This is a genomic window from Ellagibacter sp., assembly GCF_048412355.1.
Classification (GTDB): Bacteria; Actinomycetota; Coriobacteriia; order Coriobacteriales; family Eggerthellaceae; genus Ellagibacter.
Window position 1 is genome coordinate 1 of sequence record NZ_DBFSAP010000039.1, and the last position, 23,381, is coordinate 23,381.

At 59.4% G+C, this 23,381-nt stretch carries 23 protein-coding genes; 11 read left to right on the forward strand and 12 right to left on the reverse strand.

Translation table 11 applies throughout. From position 1 onward, the window contains the following. From ACMRQN_RS05435 to ACMRQN_RS05445, 3 genes are all read left to right on the forward strand, one after another. Positions 1-1,444: hypothetical protein (locus tag ACMRQN_RS05435; protein ID WP_418734133.1), on the forward strand; the 1,444-nt coding region annotated here is incomplete at its 5' end. Then, positions 1,441-2,637 carry an HNH/ENDO VII family nuclease gene (locus ACMRQN_RS05440; protein ID WP_418734134.1) on the forward strand — a complete coding sequence of 399 codons (1,197 nt, stop codon included), beginning with the start codon at positions 1,441-1,443 and terminating at the stop codon, positions 2,635-2,637. The genes ACMRQN_RS05435 and ACMRQN_RS05440, both read left to right, overlap by 4 nt. Before the next feature lie 11 nt (positions 2,638-2,648). Next, entirely contained in the window at positions 2,649-3,038 is a 390-nt protein-coding gene (locus ACMRQN_RS05445; RefSeq protein WP_418734135.1) for an SMI1/KNR4 family protein, read from the forward strand. A gap of 137 nt (positions 3,039-3,175) precedes the next feature. On the opposite strand, the gene ACMRQN_RS05450 is transcribed toward ACMRQN_RS05445, so the two are convergent. After that, a complete protein-coding gene (locus tag ACMRQN_RS05450) occupies positions 3,176-3,595 on the reverse strand; it encodes a hypothetical protein (RefSeq protein WP_418734136.1) in 420 nt (139 codons plus the stop codon). 905 nt (positions 3,596-4,500) lie between these two features. Here ACMRQN_RS05450 and ACMRQN_RS05455 point away from each other — a divergent pair. Next, positions 4,501-5,214: a hypothetical protein gene (locus ACMRQN_RS05455; RefSeq protein ID WP_418734137.1), complete on the forward strand. Its 714-nt coding sequence runs from the start codon at positions 4,501-4,503 to the stop codon at positions 5,212-5,214. 2 nt (positions 5,215-5,216) lie between these two features. Next, entirely contained in the window at positions 5,217-5,963 is a 747-nt protein-coding gene (locus tag ACMRQN_RS05460; RefSeq protein WP_418734138.1) for a hypothetical protein, read from the forward strand. Here ACMRQN_RS05460 and ACMRQN_RS05465 read toward each other — a convergent pair. The 8 genes from ACMRQN_RS05465 to ACMRQN_RS05500 form a co-directional block, all read right to left on the reverse strand. Continuing rightward, entirely contained in the window at positions 5,960-6,169 is a 210-nt protein-coding gene (locus tag ACMRQN_RS05465; RefSeq protein WP_418734139.1) for a hypothetical protein, read from the reverse strand. The two genes, ACMRQN_RS05460 and ACMRQN_RS05465, sit on opposite strands and share 4 nt — an antisense overlap. An 86-nt stretch (positions 6,170-6,255) precedes the next feature. Further along, on the reverse strand, positions 6,256-7,662 hold the full coding sequence (locus tag ACMRQN_RS05470; protein ID WP_418734140.1) for a sodium-dependent transporter: 1,407 nt from the start codon (positions 7,660-7,662) through the stop codon (positions 6,256-6,258). A gap of 130 nt (positions 7,663-7,792) precedes the next feature. Next, positions 7,793-10,081, reverse strand: a complete 2,289-nt coding sequence (locus ACMRQN_RS05475) for a hydratase (RefSeq protein WP_418734141.1) — start codon at positions 10,079-10,081, stop codon at positions 7,793-7,795. A 223-nt stretch (positions 10,082-10,304) separates the two neighbouring features. Continuing rightward, positions 10,305-11,162, reverse strand: coding sequence for a universal stress protein (locus ACMRQN_RS05480; RefSeq protein WP_418734142.1), 858 nt, complete (start codon positions 11,160-11,162; stop codon positions 10,305-10,307). Positions 11,163-11,186: 24 nt separating this feature from the next. After that, entirely contained in the window at positions 11,187-11,417 is a 231-nt protein-coding gene (locus ACMRQN_RS05485; RefSeq protein WP_296062310.1) for a hypothetical protein, read from the reverse strand. An 18-nt stretch (positions 11,418-11,435) separates the two neighbouring features. Further along, a complete protein-coding gene (locus ACMRQN_RS05490; protein ID WP_418734143.1) occupies positions 11,436-12,599 on the reverse strand; it encodes an inorganic phosphate transporter in 1,164 nt (387 codons plus the stop codon). A gap of 212 nt (positions 12,600-12,811) precedes the next feature. Next, positions 12,812-13,021, reverse strand: a complete 210-nt coding sequence (locus ACMRQN_RS05495) for a hypothetical protein (protein WP_418734144.1) — start codon at positions 13,019-13,021, stop codon at positions 12,812-12,814. A 559-nt stretch (positions 13,022-13,580) separates the two neighbouring features. Then, positions 13,581-14,693 (reverse strand): IS110 family transposase, encoded by a 1,113-nt coding sequence (locus ACMRQN_RS05500; protein ID WP_418734145.1) that lies wholly within the window; start codon positions 14,691-14,693, stop codon positions 13,581-13,583. Positions 14,694-14,911: 218 nt separating this feature from the next. On the opposite strand from ACMRQN_RS05500, the gene ACMRQN_RS05505 reads away from it, so the two are divergent. From ACMRQN_RS05505 to ACMRQN_RS05515, 3 genes are read left to right on the forward strand one after another with little or no spacing between them, the layout of a single operon-like run. Next, positions 14,912-15,706 carry a hypothetical protein gene (locus tag ACMRQN_RS05505; protein WP_418734146.1) on the forward strand — a complete coding sequence of 265 codons (795 nt, stop codon included), beginning with the start codon at positions 14,912-14,914 and terminating at the stop codon, positions 15,704-15,706. Between the two features lie 58 nt (positions 15,707-15,764). Then, a complete protein-coding gene (locus tag ACMRQN_RS05510; RefSeq protein ID WP_418734147.1) occupies positions 15,765-16,187 on the forward strand; it encodes a hypothetical protein in 423 nt (140 codons plus the stop codon). A gap of 15 nt (positions 16,188-16,202) precedes the next feature. Beyond that, the gene (locus ACMRQN_RS05515) at positions 16,203-16,667 is read left to right on the forward strand and encodes an XdhC family protein (protein WP_418734148.1); all 465 of its coding nucleotides are present in this window, start codon (positions 16,203-16,205) and stop codon (positions 16,665-16,667) included. A gap of 92 nt (positions 16,668-16,759) precedes the next feature. Here the strand turns inward: ACMRQN_RS05515 and ACMRQN_RS05520 are convergent, their stop codons facing one another. From ACMRQN_RS05520 to ACMRQN_RS05530, 3 genes are read right to left on the reverse strand one after another with little or no spacing between them, the layout of a single operon-like run. Beyond that, positions 16,760-18,712: a hypothetical protein gene (locus tag ACMRQN_RS05520; protein ID WP_418734149.1), complete on the reverse strand. Its 1,953-nt coding sequence runs from the start codon at positions 18,710-18,712 to the stop codon at positions 16,760-16,762. After that, a complete protein-coding gene (locus ACMRQN_RS05525) occupies positions 18,690-19,592 on the reverse strand; it encodes an ABC transporter ATP-binding protein (protein WP_418734150.1) in 903 nt (300 codons plus the stop codon). The genes ACMRQN_RS05520 and ACMRQN_RS05525 overlap by 23 nt, the downstream gene beginning before the upstream one ends. Next, positions 19,585-19,950, reverse strand: a complete 366-nt coding sequence (locus ACMRQN_RS05530; RefSeq protein WP_418734151.1) for a GntR family transcriptional regulator — start codon at positions 19,948-19,950, stop codon at positions 19,585-19,587. Before ACMRQN_RS05530 ends, ACMRQN_RS05525 begins: the two co-directional genes overlap by 8 nt. 224 nt (positions 19,951-20,174) lie before the next feature. Here ACMRQN_RS05530 and ACMRQN_RS05535 point away from each other — a divergent pair, with 224 nt between their 5' ends. From ACMRQN_RS05535 to proC, 3 genes are all read left to right on the forward strand, one after another. Next, complete coding sequence (locus ACMRQN_RS05535; protein ID WP_297151486.1) at positions 20,175-20,405, forward strand: glutathione S-transferase N-terminal domain-containing protein; 231 nt, start codon at positions 20,175-20,177, stop codon at positions 20,403-20,405. Between the two features lie 490 nt (positions 20,406-20,895). Further along, positions 20,896-22,008, forward strand: coding sequence for an IS110 family transposase (locus tag ACMRQN_RS05540; RefSeq protein WP_418734152.1), 1,113 nt, complete (start codon positions 20,896-20,898; stop codon positions 22,006-22,008). Between the two features lie 461 nt (positions 22,009-22,469). Beyond that, positions 22,470-23,261 carry a pyrroline-5-carboxylate reductase gene (gene proC / locus ACMRQN_RS05545; protein ID WP_418734153.1) on the forward strand — a complete coding sequence of 264 codons (792 nt, stop codon included), beginning with the start codon at positions 22,470-22,472 and terminating at the stop codon, positions 23,259-23,261. Positions 23,262-23,381: the final 120 nt, after the last annotated feature.

Here is a 23,381-nt window from a genome sequence, read left to right on the forward strand (position 1 = left end):
CGGATGGGGCAGGTTGCCAGACTCCTTTACGAGAAGCAAGGCTCTCATCGGCCATGTCGGCAACCCTGCCCGCCAGAATCTGCATTGCATCCATAAGCATTCGATAAAAGGCTTAAAAATGCAACGACTTAAAGATAGGAGCGCCATGCCAACCAGCAGATTAGTTCGCGCTTTCGAGGCTTTCGCCTCTTTGGTTCTTGCCGCCTTGCTTTTGCTGGCCATTCCGTCTATGGCGCTTGCGGGCGAACAAAGCTTTGCTCTCGGCTCGGTGGTCAACGCCGGTTTGGACACAGGTTATTCCGAAAGCAACGAGATTAAAGAATCCGACCCTCATTTCGGCTGGCAGCTGGGATCTTTCAACGTCAAGGGCTTTACGTCCGTGCAACGTGGTGGCGAGTCGGCAACTTTCTTGAAAACCGTCGGCGACAAAGTGTCGCTGGAGTTCGAGCTCTCTCAAGACATCAACCGCCTAAACGGGAACCCGTTGCTGACAATAGCGAATGACGAAAACGGCTACGACCAAGGGATGCAGATCGAAAAGTCTTCGCCAGGTTTTGGCCGTGGCACTCTCATCGTTCGAAAGACCGACTATCAGAACAATTCCTCAGAGCCGCAGGTGTACAACGACTACCTAGCGGGCGTCGCAGCTGGGGCAAACACCCGAGTCGACCTCTTCGAGGAAGGCGATTACGAGGTCGTTCTAGACTACGAGATTAAGAATGACGTCCACAAGGTGGGCGGTTTCTTATTCGTGCCTGAAGCTTCCATCTTCCCCGACTACAGCAATTACACCATTCGATTCAAGTTTTCCGTTCGTAACGGAAACACGATGCCGTTCCTCTTCGATGCGCAAAGCGGATCCGAGCTGACCAATGAATCGGTGGCTCCTAATGGTTTCGTCATAGACCTGGCTCGCTCCCGCTATCTGAATGTCAACGTTAAACGCGAGGTGTTGACCGGTAAGTCGTTCGACGTTCGATCCAACGCACCCGCTAAAGATGGCGACCGATACACCGACGAGGGGATTTACACCATTTCCACCGAAAACACCTCTACGGGACAGACGACCGAGAAGACCATCTACGTTGGCAGCGACCCCAGTCTGAAGACTTATGCGGCCGCAGGCTATTCGACAACGCAGATCGAGGATGCGGTCAACCAGGGCGCAGCGATAAACGATGACGGATCCATAACGCGGCGGAATCAGACCGATTCTTCCGAGCAAGCCCCATCGAGCGATTCGTCTTCTGCATCGGCTGCCAAGAGCGCCGGATTCAACATGCCGCCTCTCCTCTTCAGCGCAGCGCTGATCGTCCTCGCGGTAATTATTCTCGTAAAACGCCGCTTCGCCAGAACCGTCACCCCCTTTGAGTCGCAATCGACCATCGGCCTAGAAGGCGGTTCGGCTGGATTCGATGCTGACGACGACAAGGATGACAAATGAGGAAGAAGCTTCTAGCCGTCTTGATGTCTGGGACTCTCGCTCTTTCAGGATGCAGCATTCCCGTTCGCCAGGATTCCGCCGACTCGAGCAGCCTCGAAACACAGCATGTCAATCTCGAGGTTTCAGCAGCACAAGGTGGCGAGTTCGCGAAGATGAGCGAAGAGGGCCTCCCGGAGTATATCTGGGACTCGGTTTACGAGCAGGTCTTGAGCCAGGGCCTGCCGGACGGCTCGTTTGTCGAGAACGTACAGGCTGTGTATATCTCCCAGGAATACATCGACGAGCTCACATACAATTCTCAATCTACCGTTTTCTTCGGCTACACCATCGCAGAGCTTCAAAACCAGTTCCAGGGCTCTAAATATGTCTATACATTAGGCGATGGCGGCCAGACCACCGTTCGTGCCTTCCAGGGTTACGATGATACATATGATCAGATAATCCGAAACGTTGCCGTAGGCGGCGGCGTTATCCTGGTATGCGTTACCGTTTCCGCAGCAACCGCTGGGGCCGCGCCCGCCTGCAGTATGGTGTTCGCGATCGCGGCCAGCACCGGAACAAAAGCGGCGCTTTCCGGTGCCGCCATCGGGGCGATAACCTCGGGCGCCGCTACCGCAATCCTGACGGACGGTGACGTTGAGGCTTCCGTCAAGGCCGCTGCTCTAGGCGGGAGCAAAGGCCTCAAAGTCGGAGCGATGATGGGCACTCTTGGGGGCGGAGCGACGGAAGCCGCCGGACTCAAGGGCGCAGCCCTCAACGGTCTAACCATGGGTGAGGCGGCGGCAATCCAGCGCGAATCCAAGTATCCGCTCGACGTGATCAGGCAGTTCAAGAGCGTTGAGGAGTACAACATCTACAAAGATGCTGGGCTCAAGACCGCAAAGGTTAGTGGTAAAACCGCTTTGGTCCAGGACATAGACCTCACTAGAATCGATGAGAAAGGTCTGACGAATCTGCAGCGCATGCAGAAGGGACAGCCGCCACTCGATTCCGGCGGAAACGCCTATGAGCTCCATCACATCAATCAGAAGGCCGATGGGACACTTGCCGTGCTGAGCATGGAGGAGCATAGGGGTAAGGGCGTAGCGCAGATCCTGAACACTGCAGGTAAATCGAGCGAAATTGACAGGCCGGCTTTCGAAACGCAGAAGAAGCAGTTCTGGCGCGACTACGCTTCGATAGTTGCTGGATGAGGAGCAAAGGTATGGATGTCAATATCGAGGGACTGGCTGAATTGCCCGGTTTTTCAGGCTTTGCGCCCGCCTCCGAAGCAGCCGTGGCTGAGGCAGAGTCGGCCCTTGGCCTACGTTTCTCGCCAGATTTCCGAAGCGCACTTCTGGAATACGGTTGCATCGAGACGGATGGTCATGAGTTGACCAGCTTAATAGACTCTAAAAGGCTGAACGTCGTAAGCGTAACCAAAGATATGCGGTCGATCTACAAAGCGCTCGGTCTCTATAGCTACGTGATAGAGGATACCTACGTTGACGGCGTGATTATTTGCCAGGATTCTTCCGGATCCATCTTTCAACTGGATTTGAGCGGCGGCTTTAAGAAGATTGCCTCGTCGCTGGTCGAATACCTAGCTGAATGAAAGCTGTAGGCTAGCTCAAGGGTTCATCCCGTTTCGCAGTAATGCCCCATAGCGTTCCCCGGGCAGTTCGTCTTCCCGGTGCTCGGCTATTGTCATTCTGTCTAGGGACTGCGCCGCGACCGCTGCAGCGCCTTCAGTTATTTTACAAACGCCGCCTTCTTCGGAATGTCTCCCGTTTCCTGATACTCGCGAAACAGATGGCCGAGCAGGCAGCTGAGAATGTGTCCAGGACGATGTCCCTTTTCACTCGAGTAACCATCTAAGCCGCAGAGCTTGAAGACGACGATGCCGCCGTCTTCAAGATATTTGCCCCAATCCACTGTGTGGAGAATCTTCTTTACTTCGGTCTTCTTCTTACCATTTGGAAGTCGATGGATGCGGGTGCGGATCGTTGGCTTCTCAAAGCATCGCTTCTCAATTGAGAATTCTCCTTCTGCAGCCTCAATTTCAGCTCGCAATTCTTCGGGCAGATTCCAATCTTCTCCGCGATAGGTATAGATTGCGAGATCGTCATCTTCCACCATGAGTGTGCACGTTCCCATGTAGCCAAGCGACATTCAGACTCCTCCTTTCATGGACGGTGGACTATTGGTTGATAATCCTCTACGACTTTAGCAACGACGACAAGACATTTGGCTTTAGGTAGCGCTCCCTGTAGTTTCGTTAAGACTAAGATGCATACCCGCCTCAAGGAGCAATTTACTCGCGTGTTGGCTGAATCGATGGAAAAGTACGTTTCGCCTCGACTTGATATCTGCATTTCGATCCAAAGCTAACTAATAGGGCTTAGTGCTTGTGCGCCTTACGGGTGCATTCGCCAGGGCAGCGTTCTGATTCGACCGCGTTCTCATGTAAGGCTTGCCGCAGTAATCGCAAATAGCGACGTGTTTCTTGTCCATGTATGTGGCGAATGCGAACCACATGTAGCGTAGCCTGTCTTCGAAGTAGTAGGTGAAATTGTGCCCAATCCATTCGTGTCTCACATATTTTGCGTGTGCGCTGATCAGGAGCTCCATCAGGCTTCGGCATAGCTTTGCCCCCATCTCCTTTCTGAAAGAGGGGGGGGCGCGGCGAGCACTCTTCAGAAGCTCGATAGTACGGAAAACGTCCGTTTTAAAACTCAAGTGTCTTTTTGCACGCAAGCCGCCAGCTACAATCACGAGTGAATCAACGCGGGCGGCTTTTGCGTCGTCTGCAAAACCGCAGGCCACAGGTCTACGCCATCGATGAATAAAGTAAGTAGTCTCGGGTGGCTTGCTTATGAGCTGAATCGATGCCGCGATTCGGGGCGCAGCCGCGGCATCTCCATCGTCTGAACCTCGGGCTCATCTTGGCCGCTGCACGATGTGGCGGCAGGTGCAACGCGGTGGGATAATGTCAGCCAAAGAAGACGAGAACGCCCGCAGCAGAGAAGCCGCTGGCATGGCTCGAACCGAAAGCGGCAATCACAAGGAGAACGCACATGGACAGAGAAGGACTGGACGAGCTGATGTCCATCGACCTTGAGACGCGCAGGGATGCGGAGGCGATCCTCTTCGCTCTCGAGCAGGCGCCCGACGGCTTCAACACCACGACCTACCGCGAGCTGGAAGCGCAGCTCGGCTGCGATGCCGATGTTGCCGAACGCTACCTGCTCGACCTGCACGCGGCCATCATGCTGCTCTCCGAGGCCCATGGCCTCAAGCTCGACATGAGCCGCCACGACTACAAGTTCGAGGGGCTGCCGTTCGTCCTCGACTACGACGTCTGGCACCGCAAGGACGCCGCATCAAACGGGATGTTCGGCGACGAGGCCTCGCCGGAGAACCGCGACTGGTGCGACGAGCACGACGGCATGATCGCCGACGCCATCGCGGGCATCCTCTCCAAGGCGCTGCCTGCCCATGCCATCCCGCCGAAGCTCAGGTTCAGCTACGAGAACATGCACCACGCTCTAGACGCCGAGATTCTCGACGTGTACTGCGGGTTCAAGACTACGGGGCTCTCGTTCTTCCTGCATTTCAAGCTCGATACCGGCAGAGGCGGACTTCATTTTTTCCTCGAGCCGAAGCCTGAGCCCTCCGCAGAGGGCGTAAGCCTCACCTGCGAGGGAATGGACGACGATTTCACGGCCGCGTGGAATCCCGATACCGCCGAGTGGGACAAGCCCCTCCCCGCCAAACAGCAGGAAGAATAGCAATGGGAGCGTATCTGTGCCTGCGCGACAGCTGGTTTTGGGAAGACGGCGCTGTCCTCGACGCGATCGAGGTGCTTCAGGGCCAGGCGGACGGCACGTTTTACCCGACCGAATACGGGCCGGAGAGCCTCGTGGACGTCGCGTGCCCCGACCTTTGGGGCTATCTCGTCCCGCGGGCAGAGGCGGAGCCGTTCGAGCGCCTTTTCGCGGCACGCGAAGACGAACAGATCGCAAAGCTCTACGGGGGCCGCTTCGCCTACGCCCGATGGGATGCCGGCGCCGATGGCGAACCCAAGGTGGGCTTTCTCCCCGCGCCCGTCTCCGAGGAGGAGCCCATTGCGAGAGGCATCGGCGAGAAGGCGACGTGGGCGCGGTTCTGGACGTGGGGGCCTGCCCTCGAGGGCAACATAGACATACGCTGCAACCTGGTCACGGGTTGGTGCGAAATCGAGTACGTCTCCGGGAAGCGCGACCTTCCCGCCGCCAGGTTCAGAGTCGCCGCGGCCAAGATCGCGCCCCACGCCACCATCGGCGAAGGCTCCCGTTACAGCGAGCGCGGGGAAAGCCCGTGGATGATCTACGACGGTTTCTACTGGAGCTACATCCTCGGAACCGACGATGCCGTCCTGCTTCGGGGAACGAGAAGCGGCTCTTCCGAGAAGAGCGACGATCCAATCCTCTCCCTGTTCCGCTCGATAAGAAGGTCCGCTCGCGACGCGACGCGCCGCCTTTGGGGATTCGCCGTCTAGCTTCGCACGACGGGGCGCGTCACAGGTGAGTTCGCATCGAAGAACCAGCGCTCCGCCCACTCGCGCTGCGCTTCGGTTTCGGAGAAGTCGGGCGCATAGCCCTGCTCAGCTGCGAATGCGCGCACGGCGTCTATGGTCGCCCGCTCGTTTTCGTAAAGCCCAATGAGCATGCATTGAACGCACAGGCCCTCGTCGACCCCCAGCATCTCGACCGCCGAGCTGATCGCAAAACCGCAGGTCGCAAGACCTCATCAAAACCTGGCACAGGACACTCTGGCGGAAAGATATATCGCTATGAAATCTCCAGCCACGTGCTTACGATGGGCGCATACCCCAACACGAAGATGATGACGATCCCCACAGGCAGCACGTACTTCATATAACGGTACGACCAGGCGGGAAAGCGCAGGCCTTCGCCCGTGTCCGCCTCGGCGAGGAAGTTCTTCCATCCCCATCCGCGCTTGCTCGTCACGAACATCACGAGGAACAGGCCGCCCAAAGGCAGGATGTTGTTCGACACGAGGAAGTCCTCGATCGACTGGATGTCACCGATGCCCGGGATGGCAACACCCGAGAGCACGTTGAACCCGAGCACGCACGGGATGCTCAGAAGCGCGATGAGCGCGCCGTTCACGAGGCACGCCTTCTCGCGGCGCACGCCCCACTGGTCCATAGAGAACGCCATGATCGTCTCGAACACGGCAATCACCGTCGACAGCGCAGCAAAGCTCATGAACAGGAAGAACAGCGTGCCCCACAGCTGCCCCAGAGGCATCGCGTTGAACACGATGGGCAGCGTGATGAACACAAGCGACGGCCCCGAAGCCGGCTCCACGCCAAAGGCGAAGCACGACGGGAAGATGACGAGCCCCGCCATGAGCGCTACCAGCGTGTCGAGCACGCCCACGCGCACGGCCTCGCCTGTGAGGCGGCGGTCCTTGCCGATGTAGCTGCCAAAGATCGCCATCGAGCCCATTCCCACCGACACGGTGAAGAACGCCTGGCCAAGGGCTGCATACACCGCATCGCCGAACGTCGCCCACTGCTCGGCGGGCGTGTTGCCCGCAAAGAGCTTCCCGAAGTCGGGCATCAGGTAGAACTCGAGGCCCTCTTCAGCGCCCGGCAGCGTCACCGCGCGCACGCACAACGCCACAAGCACGACGAACAGCGCGACCATCATCACCTTCGTCACGCGCTCGACGCCGTTTTTCACGCCCGCGCGCGTCGTGATCACGCCGATCGCCACGATGATCAGCATGTAAATCGTCATCTGAACGGGGTCAGCGAGAAGCTGCCCGAACACGCTTGCGACGTGCTCGGTGCTCGCGCCGTTGAACTCGCCCATCGCGCTTTTCACCATGAAGGCGAGCATCCAGCCCGCCACCACCGTGTAGAACATCATGAGCAGGTAGTTGCCCGCAAGGCCGACCCACTTGAAGAGATGCCACTTCCCGCCCTCGGGCTCGAGCTCATCGTAGCTGCGTGCGATCGAGCGCTGGCTTGCGCGGCCCGCGGCGAATTCCATCACGAGCACCGGCAGCGCGAATATCACGAGAAATATCAGGTACAGCACGACGAACGCCGCACCGCCGTACTCGCCGGTGATATAGGGGAATCGCCATACATTCCCCAAGCCGATGGCGCAGCCCGCGCTCACCAGGATGAACCCCAGGCGCGAACCAAACCTCTCTCGTTCCATGAAAACCCTTTCCAACCGAAAACACGGGGCCGCTTCTCAGCTATGCCCCGTGTTCGGTGTTCTTTCCATCACGCGGCTTCCCCGCCGCGCAACTATGGCCTATAGCGAGCGAAACCGCCCGCACGAAGCCCTACTCTTTTTCGCGACGCGTACGATTATAGTTGATAAGGCAGCCGGCACGCACGATGGCGCGCTCTTCTTCGGTCATATCCGCCACGTAAAGTGAGATCTTGCGCGCCTCGCCCGCATGCACGACCCACGCAGCGATGTCGGACAGATCACCATCGATCGCCTCGCGGATGCCCGGAACGTACACGTAGTCGCCCACCTCGAACGGCGGCTCGCCCTCAAGCTGGAAGGGCACCATGCCCCAGTTCATCACGTTCGAGCGGTAACGCTTGGTGGCGTATTCCTCAACGATGTTCGCAAGCCCGCCGATCACGCGCTGGCAGCTCGCCGCCTGCTCGCGCGCGCTTCCGTCGCCAGGCTTCTTCGCGTAGATCATGCTGCCGTACTCCACACGGGATGCATCGGCGTCCACGCCCGCTCCGTTGAGCGCCGCGAACACGACGGCGAGCTCGGGATCGGCCTCGATGAGGCTCTCCCCCGCCACGCGGCGCTTCTCCACTGCATCGACGCGCTTGGAGCGCCCCACGTACTCGGGGTCGCGGCGCGAGAGCGTGAACTCGGCCAGGCCGAGCGGGTTCGAGCGGAATGAGCTCGTCTCGCCGGAAGGAATGAGCTCGTCGGTGGTGGTCACCGGATCTATGATCTTGGAGCACACCTTCAAAAGGATGTTCTCTCCGAGCGGCTCCATCGCAGGCCACGGCTTGATGTTCGGTCCCTCGACAAGTTCGCTTTCGGGCTTTGCCTTGCCGAATCCCCAGTACACACGCTTGTCGTAGGGCGCGCTGTCGAAGGTGTACTCGCACGCCTCGTCCCATGTCTCGTCGGGAAGGTCGGTCGCAGGAGTCAGAATGCCGCCCGCCGCCGCCGTCGCCGCGATGGAGCGCGCGTCCATGAGCGCGACCGCCGAGAGCTGGCCGTTACCGGGCTTGGAGCCCTCGCGGTTGGGGAAGTTGCGCGTGGTGTGGCGGATGGAAAGCCCGTTGTTCGCAGGCGTGTCGCCGGCGCCGAAGCACGGGCCGCAGAACGCGGTGCGCACGATGGCGCCCGCCTCCATGAGGTCGTAGATGTAGCCGCGGCGCGTCAGCTCAAGCGCGACCGGCTGGCTTGTGGGATAGACCGCCAGCGAGAACTCGCCACAACCGGTGTTGGCGCCCTTGAGCGCGCGGGCCGCCTGAACGACGGAGTCGTAGTTGCCGCCCGAGCAGCCGGCAATCACTCCCTGCTGCACGCGCAGGCGCCCGCCCTCGATTTTGTCGAGCAGGCTGAAGTTGACCTTATCGCCGCCGATGCGCGCCGCTTCGACCTCGACCTCATGCAGGATGTCCTCGAGGTTCTCGTTGAGCTCGGCGATCGTGTAGCCGTTCGACGGGTGGAACGGCAGCGCGATCATGGGAAGGATTTCGGAAAGGTTCACGTGCACGCAGCCATCGTAGTATGCCACGTCTCCCGGGGCGAGCTGCTTGTATTCCTCGCCGCGCCCGTGAGCTGCGAGGAACGCATGGGTGTCCTCGTCGGTGGCCCAAATAGAGGACAGGCACGTGGTCTCGGTCGTCATGACGTCGATGCCGTTGCGGAAATCGGTCGTCATGGACGCGATGCCCGGGCCCACGAACTCCATCACCTTGTTCTTCACATATCCCCTTGCGAACACCTCGCGAATGATGGCGAGAGCCACGTCGTGCGGGCCGACGCCAGGGCGCGGGGCACCTTCCAAATATATTGCCACAACGCCGGGGTACGCCACGTCGTAGGTATCGCGCAACAACTGTTTCGCCAGCTCGCCGCCACCTTCGCCGATAGCCATCGTGCCGAGGGCGCCGTAGCGCGTATGCGAATCAGAGCCTAAGATCATCTTCCCGCAGCCGGCGAAGTTCTCGCGCATGAACGAATGGATCACCGCAATATGCGAGGGAACGAAGATTCCACCGTACTTCTTCGCGGCAGAAAGACCAAAGACGTGGTCGTCCTCGTTGATGGTGCCCCCCACGGCGCACAGCGAGTTGTGGCAGTTGGTGAGCACGTAGGGCAGGGGGAATTCCGTCATGCCCGATGCGCGCGCGGTCTGGATGATGCCGACGAACGTGATGTCGTGGCTGGCCATCGCGTCGAAGCGGATCTTCAGCGCACTCGGATCGCCCGAGGTGTTGTGCGCTTGCAAAATCGAGTATGCAATCGTCTCCCGCCGCGCCTCGTCGGGCGTCTTCGAGATGCCGCGCGCCGCCGCTTCCGCTTCGGGAACGATCTCGGTTCCTTCGCGCAGGAACACTCCGCCATCGTAAAGCTTAATCATAGAAACCCCTCTATCTCACCCGGGCCTCGCGGCCAGCCTCGTGATTTCCAGCTTGTGGTTTATGGTTGCGAGCCTTATTATCCTACACTTCGCATACGTGTGTGTTACGGGCACGCTACACGTGCTCATTTTCACGTAAAAAGGCCCGCAACCGGCAGCGATGAGCTGCGATTGCGGGCCTGTCAGGGCGAAATCAGCTTGCGCGCAGGCGTTGTCTTAAGCCTTAGGCCTTCGGCACGACGACCGTCGGCGTGGCCAGGTTCAAAAGCATGCTATGCGTGACCGAGCCGAACAGCGCACGGCCGAGCGCGGCACGGGAATGCGTGCCTAAAACGAGCAGCTGCGCATCCTTCGACGCATCCAAAAGCACGCGCGTGGGAGAAGGCCCCTCGATCGAGCGGCCCGCCACCTCGAGCGCGGGGTTTGCGGTCGTGATGCGCGCGACGAACTCATCGACTTCTGCCTGACGCTGACGGCCAACCTCTTCAAGGCCGCCGCCCATGCCTTCTGCGGGACGCGACATCCAGGCGGGGATGCCCCATGCGCTTACCAGCTCGAGCGGCTGGGCGGAATCGATCGCCTCGCCGACGCCGAACGCCACCGCGGCATCCGACACGTTGTCGGGACCCACGCCCACAACAATGCCAGACTTGCCAGCGCAGGTCACATCCCAGTCGCACGGCACGACAACCGTGGGAATCTTCACCTGCACAGAGACGCGCAGGCCGGTCGCGCCGCCAAACGTCTCGGTGATAGACGCCCCGTGATGCGACCCCAAAACCACCATGTCGTGGTTGGCAGCTTCCTCCACAATCGATTCCACGGTAGGGCCATCGACGATCTTCGTGTCCACGGTAACGCCGGGATGCTCTGCGGCAAGCGTTTCCTTCTTCTCGCGAAGCGCCGCCTCAACGGTGGTGTGCACCATCTCGGCCTCGGCACCAAGCTTCTTCGCCTCAGCAGAATTCACGACCGCGAGAAGCATCAAGCTTGCACCCGTGCGCTCGGCACGCGCGACCGCCCAATCCAGTGCGCGACGACCGCGCTCGCTTCCATCAACACCAACGAGAATGCTCGCCATAGGAGGCCTCCGTTTCTCTTCCAGCTAGTGGAACATCGGAATCATAAGCCACAGTGCGAACAGCACGATGGCCACACAGGCGGCGAAGCAGACGGCCGAGGCAAGACGGGTCATCAAACGAGATTCGCGCTCCACGTCCCCGTCGGCGCGCGCCCACAAGCGCAGCCCTGATGCATACAGTACGCTAATCGAGCACGCAACACAAACGGCAACGACGAGAACGGTGATAAAACTAACGATTTCTTGAGTCAGCATGTGACGAGTTCCTCCTTGCTAGGCAGCTGCAGCGACGGTCTTCGCGTTCGTGTTGGCGTTGACCTTCACATCGGCTCGCTCGTTGACGTTCGTGGAATTGATTGGGTTGCGGCGGGACATGCGCCAGATGATGAACGCAACGGCGCACGCGATGAACGCGACCGCGACGGTGCCCCAAAGCCCCGTCTTTGCGAGCGCGCAAGCAAGGGCGCCCACGATACCGGCAGCCGGGAAGGTGACAAGCCACGCGATGACCATCTTGCCGGCAACGCCCCAGTTCACCTTGTTGCCCTTCTTTCCAAGACCCGAGCCGATGATGGATCCGGAGCACACCTGCGTGGTCGAGAGCGCAAAGCCCATGTGAGAGGAGACGAGAATCGTAGTCGCCGAAGCCGCCTCTGCGGCGAAACCCTGCGGAGTCGAGATCTCGGTCAGGCCCTTGCCAAGCGTGCGGATGACGCGCCAGCCGCCCATGTAGGTGCCAAAAGCGATGGCGAGACCGCAGATGGCGACGACCCACAGCTCAGGACCCGAACCGGAAGGCTGGAAGCCCACGGCGATCAGCGTCAGCGTGATGATGCCCATCGTCTTTTGGGCGTCGTTGGTACCATGGGAGAGCGCGACGAGGCACGCCGTCACCGTCTGGCCGTGGCGGAATCCCGACTCGATTTGCCCCTCTTCCATCTTGCGCACCACGAAGAAGATGAGCTTCACCGCGCAGAAGGCCGCAAGCCCCGCGACCACCGGGCTTACAAGCGCGGGGATGAGCACCTTGGTGAGCACCGCGGCAAAATTCACGCCTTCAAAGCCTGCACCCACGATGACAGCACCGACCAGGCCGCCAAACAGGGCATGCGAGGAGCTCGACGGCAGGCCGACGAGCCAGGTGATGAGGTTCCATATGATTGCGCCGACCAGTCCGGCAAAAATGAAGGCCGCGCTGATGGTGACCTGCTGCTCGTTGATGATGCCGCCCGAGATGGTCTTCGCCACCTCAGTCGACAGAAATGCGCCAATAAGATTGAGCGTTCCCGCTGCGATGACGGCGGTCTTCGGCTTGAGCGCGCCCGTGGCGATGGAGGTTGCCATGGCATTGGCGGTGTCGTGAAATCCGTTCGTGAAGTCGAATATGAGAGCCGTGACGATGACGAGCACCACCACAACCAAAGTTGCCGGATCCATGCGTCTTTGTTCTCCCTTCGAGTTTTCTCTCCGCTCGAAGGGCGCAAGCCCAACCCGTCCCTCCGAGGCCTATGAACACATTAGGGAGGGCGTGTCTGGGAAACATCTTGTAATTGTAAAGTCCGTGTAAAGCACGGTTGGACGCCTTTCGCGTCGGTGAGCGGTGCGCGCAACTGACACCCGATCGCGCTCACCGGGCGAGATGGCTCTTTCTACAGGGTGTCTTCTGCCACCTTTTCCCAGTTGTAGCCCTCGCCGCACACCAAATCGATGCGCAGGGCGCCTTCTGGGGCAGTTGATTTCGCGGCCTCGTAAGCGACGCGCGCCGCCGCCTCGTCTTCGGCCTCGAGCTCGGTCTCCTCAAAGACGAAGGACACATCCGACCGCTTGGAATCCTTGATGAAACGCACTTTGTACTTCATAGGTGAGCCTTTCTCTTTTTCGAGTAGCCATTATAGAGGAGCCGCAGCCGCGTTCGATACGCTCCTTCATGCCATGCCGCACTATTTTGACGCTTTCGTCTGCTTCGAATATCGCGCGAATCGCTCATCCAACAAGCTGCGCTACAATGGCGAAAACTCATCTCCCGACTTTTGCAGCATAACTGAATAGATTCCAGATCGTCCGCCCAGTTCAACGGGCTTTTTAATATGAGCAGGACATTGTCAATAGGCAAAACCGGGCCTGGCCTCGATTCTTTTGAACCGGGGCCAGGCCCTTCCTCTATCTCAACCCTCCTACGGCGACCTGGGCGTGTCTCTCCGACGCTCGTCTTTGCAGTTTAATATCCGCCCGTGGCGCATCTCTGCGCTGGGCAATCCGTTGCTACGGCTGGGGTTACCTCGGTCGATTCGACAGTCTCTTGTCGCGGGTGGCGCCTTGGGCGCTCGCAGAAAAAGAGCCTGGGGTTCGCCCCAACGGCCTCGGATCAGACCGCAGGATGGGATGGATCGCGCTATGTCGGGACGGCCTTCCCGAAGGCTAGCCGTTCTCGACCATGCGGCCTACCGCCCAGCACCAACACGCGAGCTCGCGGGCGGTGGCGACGTTGGCCTTGTTCTTGTGGACGCCGCGCCCCAGCATCTCCTCGCGCCTCTTCACGAGCCTTCGGATGCCCTTGGCCGCGTGCCTTCTCGCCGCGGGGTCGGGTGCCTGGCCCTTGGCCAGGTCCTTCGGATGCGGGCTGGCGCTTATGTAGTGCCACGCGGCCTCGACGAGAATCCTCCTCAGGTGCTTGTTGCCGGCCTTGGTGATGCCGCCTTGCCTCGCGCTCTCCCCGCTGGAGTGCTCGGAGGGGGTGAGCCCGAGCCAAGCGGCGAACGACCTGGCGTTCTTGAACCTGGAGAACTCGCCGGCCTCGAACACGATGTCGGCGGCCGTCATGGCGTCGACGCCCTTCAGGCAGCGCAGCGAGTCGACTCTTTTCTTCCATCGGGGTCTGGACGCCTCTGCCTCGACCAGCTTCTCCAGCCTCTTCTTGTCCTCCATCGCCTGCCTGACGGCATCGACGTAGTACGCGAGGACGTCGTTGTCGGCCTTCTTGGGAAACTCGATCGACCTTATCCACGCCCAGTGCGCGACGGTCCAGTTGCCCTTCCTGCGCCCGGTCGGGGTTGCCTCGTTGAACACGTATCCGTGCCGCATCAGGAACTTCGACAGCCGCTGCTTGCAGCGCTTCAGGTCCTCGCGCGCGTCGTCTAGCGCGCGCACCAGGTCGCGCGCCGCCTCGCACTCATCGTCGGGCACGCATACCTCCACGACGTTGCCGACCGACAGCATGCGCGCCAGGAACTCCGCGTCGTTGCGGTCGTTTTTCCTCTTGCGGTCAGCTGATGGCTTGATCATCTTCGAGACCGCGCCGACGACGCAGTCGACGCCCAGCGCCGTGAGCTTCTTCTGCAGGTCGAACCCGGTCACGCCCGACTCGTAGACGCACTTCGCGGCAGGGTCGAGGGATCCCACCCACTCTGCGACGGCTGCCGCGTTGTAGGCGAAGGTGGCCGAGCGGACCTCGCCGGTCATCGCATCAAGGGCGACGGCCTTTATGGATCGCGCGTGCACGTCGAGGCCGACGAAGGTGGTAGTATTCAACATGAGAGAGCCCCTTTCCATGCTTGTGGCGTGGCCGCCACTTTTGAATTAGACACTCACATTGTCGGCCTAATCCACGGATTCGCATACAACAGGGGCTCTCAATGTTTTTATGTCCTGCTCATATCGTCTCTTTGTCAAGTTTTTACGACCTTATATGCCGTTGTATGGCGATGTATGGTATAACCAGGCATCGTGCAAACCCAGTTCAGGACGGCTATATGTACCTCAGGAAGCCGAAGAAGCCCAACGGGCGCACATACCTCACGATCGTGCAGGGCTACCGCGACGCGGGCGGCAAGAACAGGGCCAGGACGGTCAAAAGCCTCGGCTACGTCGACGCCCTCGAGGCGGAGCTCGGCGACCCCGTCGCCCACTTCGAGGAGGAGTGCAGGCGCATGACCGCCGAGGCCGCGCGCGCCGAGGCGCCCATCGCCGTGGAGCTCACCGCCTCCAAGAAGATAGGCACGCGCGCCGAGGGCCGCGTCGAGCTCGGCGCGGCGGTGCCCTCCGCCTACCTCCACCGCGACCTCGGGATCTGGTCGTTCTTCGAGCGCAAGCGCACGGCGCGCGGGTTCTCCTACGACCCCTGCCGGATCCTGGAGCTTCTCGTGTGGGACCGCATCGCCCACCCCTCCTCCAAGCACGCCGCCTGGGAGGCCAGGGAGAGGTTCCCCCGCAAGTGCGGCTTCACGGCCGACGACGTCTACCGCTGCCTGACCTACCTGGACGCCAGCGCCGACGCGCTCGCGAGCTCGATGAACGCCTCCCTTGAGGCCGCGCGCGGCCCGCGCGATACAACCTGCCTGTACTACGACGTCACCAACTACTACTTCGAGCGCGAAGGCGAGGACGGCTTCAGGATGAGGGGCGTGTCCAAGGAGCACAGGCCCAATCCGATCGCGCAGATGGGGCTGTTCCTGGACTCCGACGGCCTGCCCCTGGGCTACGAGCTCTTCCCCGGCAACCGCAACGACATGACCACGCTGCTGCCGGCCATGTCCAAGGCAGCGTAGGAGAACAGCCCTCTTTAGCTGCAAAAGTCGGGTTATAGCATGCCTGCAGAAGGGTCAGGTGCCCGAGCTTGATCCTGAAGTGTTTTCGTCTGTTGAGCCTGATAGATTGTGCGAAATCGCTGCAAAGCTGACCGCTGCAGACATTCCGGTGTTTGAGCGTGCGCTGCGTGCTATTGATGAGCGCGACTTGGCTTGGTTGGGATTCAAGATTGTTCTGGATCCAGCCGTTGCCGTGACAAACGTGGACAACGAAGTCACGAAGAAGTTCGGCGACAAGGGCTCCGCTAATGGCGACTCTTTCATTTTCTTTGCCAACGATGCGAAGGAAATCGTGTGCGCACACGAGTACTCGGGGCGCGATTTGATGCAGATGAAGGATGTAACGCGCGGCCCCGCTATGCACAACGAGCAGTTCGATGGCTTGATTTGGCAAGCCACGCCGCTGTTCGAGGCGAAGCGTGTTTGGCTGCTGGGCGCTTAGGATGTTGCCTGCGAAGTGGCGCAGCTTGCAACCCCTCTGGGCTTTTTAGTGACGGTTGCCGATTACGACCCTGCTTTCTTGAATGAAGAGCGCTTCCCAGGCGTGCAGCGCATTTTGTTCGAGGGCGGTAACTTCGATGACCTGCAGAAATACGCTGCGGACCCCGCCGATTACGTGCACGTGCTTACGCGCGGCCACATGTACGACCCGCAGAGCTGCGCGTGGGGCGTGGCATGCAACACGCATTACGTGGGCATGATGGGCTGCAAGGGTAAGAACGAAACGGTTCACGACCTGGTTATTGGGCTGGGCGCCACCGAAGAAGGCTGGGCGTGCATCAAGCGACCCATCGGTTTGAAGTTTGGCGCAAAAACCACCGATGAACTGGCTGTTTCTATTGTGACAGAGCTTATTGACGTGCGTTATAAGGAAAATTACAGCGAAGCGGCGCGTGTTCAACACGAAAGCCATTTGGACTAAACGTTCTTCCCAAAGCGAAGGAACCAACAACGCCCCGCACACGTGAGTATGTGGGGCGTTTTCTGTGCGGCGACAGGGCGGCTTTGCGGGCCCTACAGTTGCTGCATCGCTTCCGAAAGATCAATGCGGTAGTGCTGCGCAATCCACGCAAGCGCTTTCGGCGTTTCCTGGAACGAGAGGTTCACGGCACTGTAAATCTGGAACCTGTCGATAGCGCCTTCGCCGTATCTGTCATACGCGTAAACTCCGGGATTCAGGTACCCGATAACGTTTTCCCAGTACTCTGCGTTGTCCTTCCCTTGTGCCCATATGGCAAGGCCGGGGTCATAAGCAGCGCTGGTCAGCAGCTCATTTGCCATGCCGGCGTCCAGGAGCTCCTTGAGCTCGTTTCCGGTCAAGGTCACGTCAAGGCTTCCGGGGGCATCGTCGGTTTGCGTGATTTCGTCCTCAAGGATCTCAACGCCTCCGTACTTTCCGTGGTAAAGGTTGACACTTCCCACAACAGCGGTGGGGCGAGATTCTGCCAAATCGTAAAGCCAATCAATGCGGTTTTGTCGTGCCGCATCGCTTGATGCAAAGGAGGCAATCTTGCTTGGGAACGATGCGGGGTCATTCAGCTCGTCTTTGAGCAGGTATATGTCGTAACCGCGCTTGATTACGTCACCGTTTTTCATTTCGTAATCGAAGCTCACGTAGGAACGGTAATAACTCGAAGCATCAAGACGGGTGGTGCCTTCATATATGTATTTGCCGCTATAGGTGGCATTTGCCGACGGTAAGCCTTTCTGCGTGGGCGATTCGTGTTCATCGATGATCGATTGGTGCAGGTCGGTGACGGTTTTGATGTTTTCGGGGTTATCTGCGACAAAGTCTAAACCGTCTACAAAAACGCTCTCTATGTCGGATTCCGCGGGAACATATTTCGACTCGCAGCTGGCTACTCCATAAGCACCTGCGCTCACGCCCACGCATAACAGCGCCACCAGCGCCAGACCGGGAAGGCGTCGCTTGATAACGCGCGCCGATTTCGCCATGATGCTTTCCAGAACCGCGTAAGAGCCCAGCGCACCCAAAAGGTAGAAGCCAATCAGCGCACCCATAAGGCCAAGATTATTCGCTTGCTGTGCTGCGCTGCCGTCGTAATAGGAAAACGCGCATCCGACCAGGGCAAATCCCAGCCCGAATGCAATGCTGAACATAATGCTGAACACAGGGCGCAGCTTTTTGAACGCAACGCCTTCGCCTACTTCTTCCACGCGGCGGTACTTGAAGAGCACGCAGGCCACGGCAACGGCAATCACGGCAACAATCGCGTAGGCAGCAAGCATGCCCCAAAAGTCATACCGGGTTGCATACCAGGTTGGCATCACGAACTGCGTTTCCATCTGCGCCATGGGCGAGAAGATCAACGCGATGCTTGATGGATTCAGGTTGCCAGTAACACCGTAGGAGAACAGGTCGGTTGCCGTTTTGAAGCCGAAATCAACAACGCAAGCATAGCCGTGCAGCATAAGCGTGACAATGATGAACACCAAGCGCGAGCTCGAAAGCGCCGCACAGAGCAGGCACAGGCCGCTGTGGATGATAACAAGCAGACAGCCCGATGCCACAAGCGTGGGACCCAGGCAAAGTTCGAAGCCAGCCGACAACTCCGCAAACGTAAAGAGCAAGCCCGCAATCACATTTACTGCAAGGCCAGGCAAAACGGTAACAACAAAGCTTGTAAGCAGCAGCGTTGACCTGCGCAGCGCGCCTGCTCCGTAAAACCGCGCGGCTTCCGGCTTGAACAGATAATCGCAGTTCACGCAGGTAGCTACCACGCAGTACGCTAGCGTGAAGAACGCCGAAAACGTTAAGAACAGGGGAAGGTAACTTGAAAGGCTGTTCGTTGGATCCAGGCTGTACACGTAAACGGTGTAGCGCATGCGGGAAATGGTGGGCACCAGCGCGAGAAGCCATCCCAAAAGGTAGAGAGCGCTCACGTACCAATTTCGCTTGAACAGCTCTTTTGCCAAAGCGAAATTACAAAACGATATTCTTGACATGGGGGCTCACCTCGTTCAGCTCATGCAGGAACAGTTCTTCCAGGGACAGCGGGATAATCTCAAGCAGCACGGGGTTCAGCGCAGAAAGCGCCGTGCGCACTTGATCAGCATTGCCGCGCACGATAAGGGTGCGCAGGCGTCCTTCGGCGCTTTCGTGCAGCACGTCCACGCCCGCAAGCTCTACGCCATCGGGCAGCGCCAGCTGTACCTTTACCAGCGAACCATCAAGCGAAAGCAGGTCGTGCTCGCTTATGATTTGACCTTCTGCCATGATTCCCAAGTGATCGCAGGCGCCTTCGAGCTCGCGCAAGTTGTGGCTGCTCACTATAACGGTAGTGTCGAATTCCGCAACGTCGCTCAGGACAATGCTCCACGCCGTTTTTCTTACCAGTGGATCAAGTCCGTCCATCGGCTCGTCCAGCAGTAAAACATCGGGGCGCGATGCCAGCGCCAGCAGAAGCATCGCTTGCTTTTGCATGCCCTTCGAGAACTTGCGGAAGGGCAGGGTAAGGGGCAGATTGAGGTTGCTCAGCAGCGTTTCGAAGCGCCCCCTGTCGAAGCGGGGCGTTATTGATTCGTGCAGAGAAACCAGGCTTTTGAGCGTGGCGCGCGCGGGAATGTAGAAGCTGCTGGGCACAAACGCAATGCGCTCTTTGATGGCAACGTTTTCGAACACCGGTTGTTCCAATACCAGCACATCACCGCTGTCTTTGCGATAGATGCCTGCAATGTGCTGCAGCAGCGTGGTTTTTCCTGCGCCGTTTGGACCAACCAGCCCGTAGACCGATCCTGTGGGGACGTGCATATCAACGCTGTTCAGCGCAACAAAATCATCGAATCGCTTCGTTAGATGAAGCGTTTGTACGGCGAATTCAGTCACAATTTCCACCTCCGTTTAAGCGCTCAATCAAGGTTTCGGGGTCTACTCCTATCGAGAGAAGTTCCTGCACAGTTTCATCGAAAGCGGCAAGAAGTTCGTTTTTTCGTGCTTGAGATGCTTCGGAGCTGTACGACACGAAGCTGCCCTTGCCTTTAACAGAGCAAATGCAGCCATCTGCTTCAAGCGCATGATAGGCGCGTTGAATGGTGTTGGGGTTTACGGAAAGCTGCGCAGCTAAGCTGCGTACCGAAGGCATTTCAGTGCCTGGTTCAAGCAGACCGGCAAGGATTTGGCGTCGATACGCATCGCGCACCTGCTCATAGAGCGGTCGTTGGTCGCGGTAATCAACGGCAATCATGGGGCAAGACCTCCTTTCAGTGTTCGTTCTGTATTAACTGTACTATGCATGCTAATACAGTTTATACAGAGCCACTGTAACCTGTCAAGAGGAGAAAGGGCGCGATAGCGCGATTCCAGAAGCCGCAAAGGCGTTTGCGCCGTATACTCATGTCAGACGGCGATTCTTGGCTTTTGTTCAAGGGTTGCGATTGATTCTGCGAATAACAGGAGGCGCTAATAAGTATGGCTGCACCGATTCTGTATTACTGGGCACCGTGTGCAACGTGTTCGGTTGTGGTGAATTACGCCAACGAAAAGGGCATTGAGCTGGATAAACGCGATGTTGAGCAAGTGGCACCTTACGAAGAGCTGCTTGCCTTGGGTGGCGATGCGAATCTTATTCCGTATCTGCACGACGCGGGTCAGCTTATTCAGGGCAACGACGAGATCATCGCATATCTGGAGCAACGATAAGCGTTGTTGCTGGCGCGTTTTGCGTGAGCGTGGCTTGCCGGACGCGATATATGCGCATCGGTTGCCAAGCGATAAGTATTGCGCCTGGTTGGGCAGAATGCGACATGCGCATGCTTATGCGCCGTGACCGCACTCGCCTTCAGGTAAAAGGAACACCCCACGTCACGAAATTGTTGACAAAAGGTGGGGTAATTTGACATCAAATAGGAGGATATCGAAATATTTTTGATTTCCTCCTATTTTGATAATTTCAGGGGGGGGTATAGGGGAGCGAAAAGTGGCTCTCATGTTTTCTGAAATATGCTCTCTGACGGATTGCGCTGCTCTGAACTCTCTTAAAAGGCTCGAGTTGCCCCTGATGCAATCAAGACGATATGAGCAGGACATAAAAAGTTGGAAGCCCCTCCTGCATGCATATCCGCGGATTAGGCCGACAATAGTGGTGTCCAAACCGCCAGCGGCCACGCCGCACTCATGGAAGGGGCTTCCGATGAACAATGCTACCACTTTCGTAGGGCTCGACGTCCACGCGCGCTCGATAAAGGCCTGCGCCTTCGTGCCGGTCACGGGCGAAATCGAGAGGAAATCGCTCGGGTACGAGCCCGGCGAGCTCGCATCGTGGATAAAGTCCCTGCCCCAGCCCGCGAAATGCGTCTACGAGTCGGGCGTCACCGGCTTCCACCTGTGCAGGGAATTGCGCGCCATGGGCGCCGACTGCGCCATCGGCGCGGTGTCGAAGATGCACAGGCCCGCCGCCGACCGCGGCCGCAAGGCGGACCGCCGCGACGCGCATTTCCTGGCCGTGCAGCTGGCGCTCGGGGTGGTCGCCGAGGTGCACGTGCCCGATCCCGAGTGCGAGGAGGCGCGCGACTTGACCCGAGCGCTGGCGGATGCCCGGGACGATGCCGTGCGCGCCAAGCAGCGCCTGTCGAAGTTCCTGCTCAGGCACGGGCACGTCTACGACGAGAGGAACGCCGCCGGCCAGCGGAAGAGCCGCTGGACCAGGGATTTCTGGGCATGGGTCGGGCGAATCGACCTGGGAGACGCCTCCGCGATGGCCACGCTCGACCACTACTGCGAGTGCGTCCGCCGGGCGGACGCCGAGAAGGCGGCGCTGGAGGCCAAGGTGAAGTCGCTCGCGCAAGCGCCCAGGTGGAAGCCGGCGTGCGACGCGCTGAGGTGCCTGAAGGGCATCGACGCCGTGACGGCCGCCTCGATCGCCTGCGAGGCCGACGGGTTCTCGCGGTTCGCCAGGGCGTCGGGCTTCGCCGCATGGGTCGGGCTGGTGCCCTCCGAGCACTCGAGCGGCGAGTCCCGATGCCGCGGCGGCATCACCAAGGCGGGCAACAAGCACCTGAGGAAACTGCTGGTCGAGGCCGCATGGCACTACAAAAGCGCGTCGCGCGCGCCGAAGGGGCCGGTCAAAGGCCAATCCGTCCCGCCCGATGCGCGCCGGCACGCCAACGCGGGCGTGAGGAGGCTGGTCGACAGGCGGCGCGCGATGGACGCCGCCGGCAAGCAGTCGAGCGTGGCGAACGTCGCGATAGCGCGCGAGCTGGCGTGCTGGTGCTGGGCCGTGGGCCGCATGGCGGAGAAGGCCTAGCGGGCGCGCCGCCGACATAGCCGGGTCTTTCCCGGAACCCCGAGCTCGACGGGCGTTGGCCCCCAACCGCGGATTTTTTTCGTGCGGCGGCGAAGCCGCCATGCACGTCGCAAGACAGCCGAAACGGAGGGGCCGGCCGTAGCAACGAGATGCACCGGCGCTTCATGCGCGATGGGCGAATATTAAACTGCCGAACGGGCGTCGAACCAGACACGCGCTGTCCAACGGGATTCCGGCGAAGATAGATAGGGCCAAGGGCGAAGTTCAACAGTGTAGGAGAACAGCCCTCTTTAGCTGCAAAAGTTAGGTTATAGAGGAGCCGCAGCCGCGTTCGATACGCTCCTTCATGCCATGCCGCACTATTTTGACGCTTTCGTCTGCTTCGAATATCGCGCGAATCGCTCATCCAACAAGCTGCGCTACAATGGCGAAAACTCATCTTTCCCGTTGAAAGGGGCATCATGGACGCTCAATCGGCACGCATCGGATTTATCGGTTTCGGGAACATGGCGGGCGCCATGGCCAAGGGCCTTATCGAATTCGCTGGCGTCGATGGGTCTCGCATCTGCGCGTGCGCCGCACATTTCGATTCGCTCGAGAAGCGCTGCGAGCCGCTTGGTGTTCGCGCTTTCAAATCGCCTGCTGAAGTGGTCGAAAACTGCGACCTCGTCGTTATCTCGGTAAAGCCCCACCTTGTCGGCGATGTCCTCTCCCCTGTTAGCGAGGCCCTTCGCGAAAAGGCGGTCGTCTCCGTCGCCGCCGGCCTTCTGTTCGATTTCTACGAGGACCTGCTCGGCGAGGGGTCGCGACATCTCTCCACGATTCCCAACACACCGATCGCCATCGGCAAGGGAGTCGTCTCCTGCGAAGAGCGGCATTCTCTCGCCGCTGATGAATGGGAAACCTTCGTTGGGCTTTTCTCTCCCATCGCGCTTATCGAGGTGCTTCCCGGGCGCCTGCTCTCCGTCGCGAGCGCTCTTGCCGGCTGCGGCCCCGCTTTCGCCGCCATGTTCCTTGAGGCGCTTGCCGACGGCGGCGTGAAAAACGGGCTCCCACGTCAGACTGCTTATCGCCTCGCCGCCCAGATGATGGCCGGAACGGCAGAGCTTCATCTCGCCACGGGCACGCACCCCGGTGCCATGAAGGACGCCGTCTGCAGCCCTGGCGGCACGACGATCAAGGGCGTCGCCGCGCTCGAGGACGCAGGGATGCGCGGAGCCGTCATGAGAGCGGTCGACGCAACTCTTTCGTAAAAGAATACAGGCTCCTCATCATTTCTATTTCAGGAATAAGGCCTCGCATTGAGGCCTTATTGTTTGAAAATCCTATTGATACCTGATCTCCGAGAAGACTCAGCTTGCCGCAGGAATGGT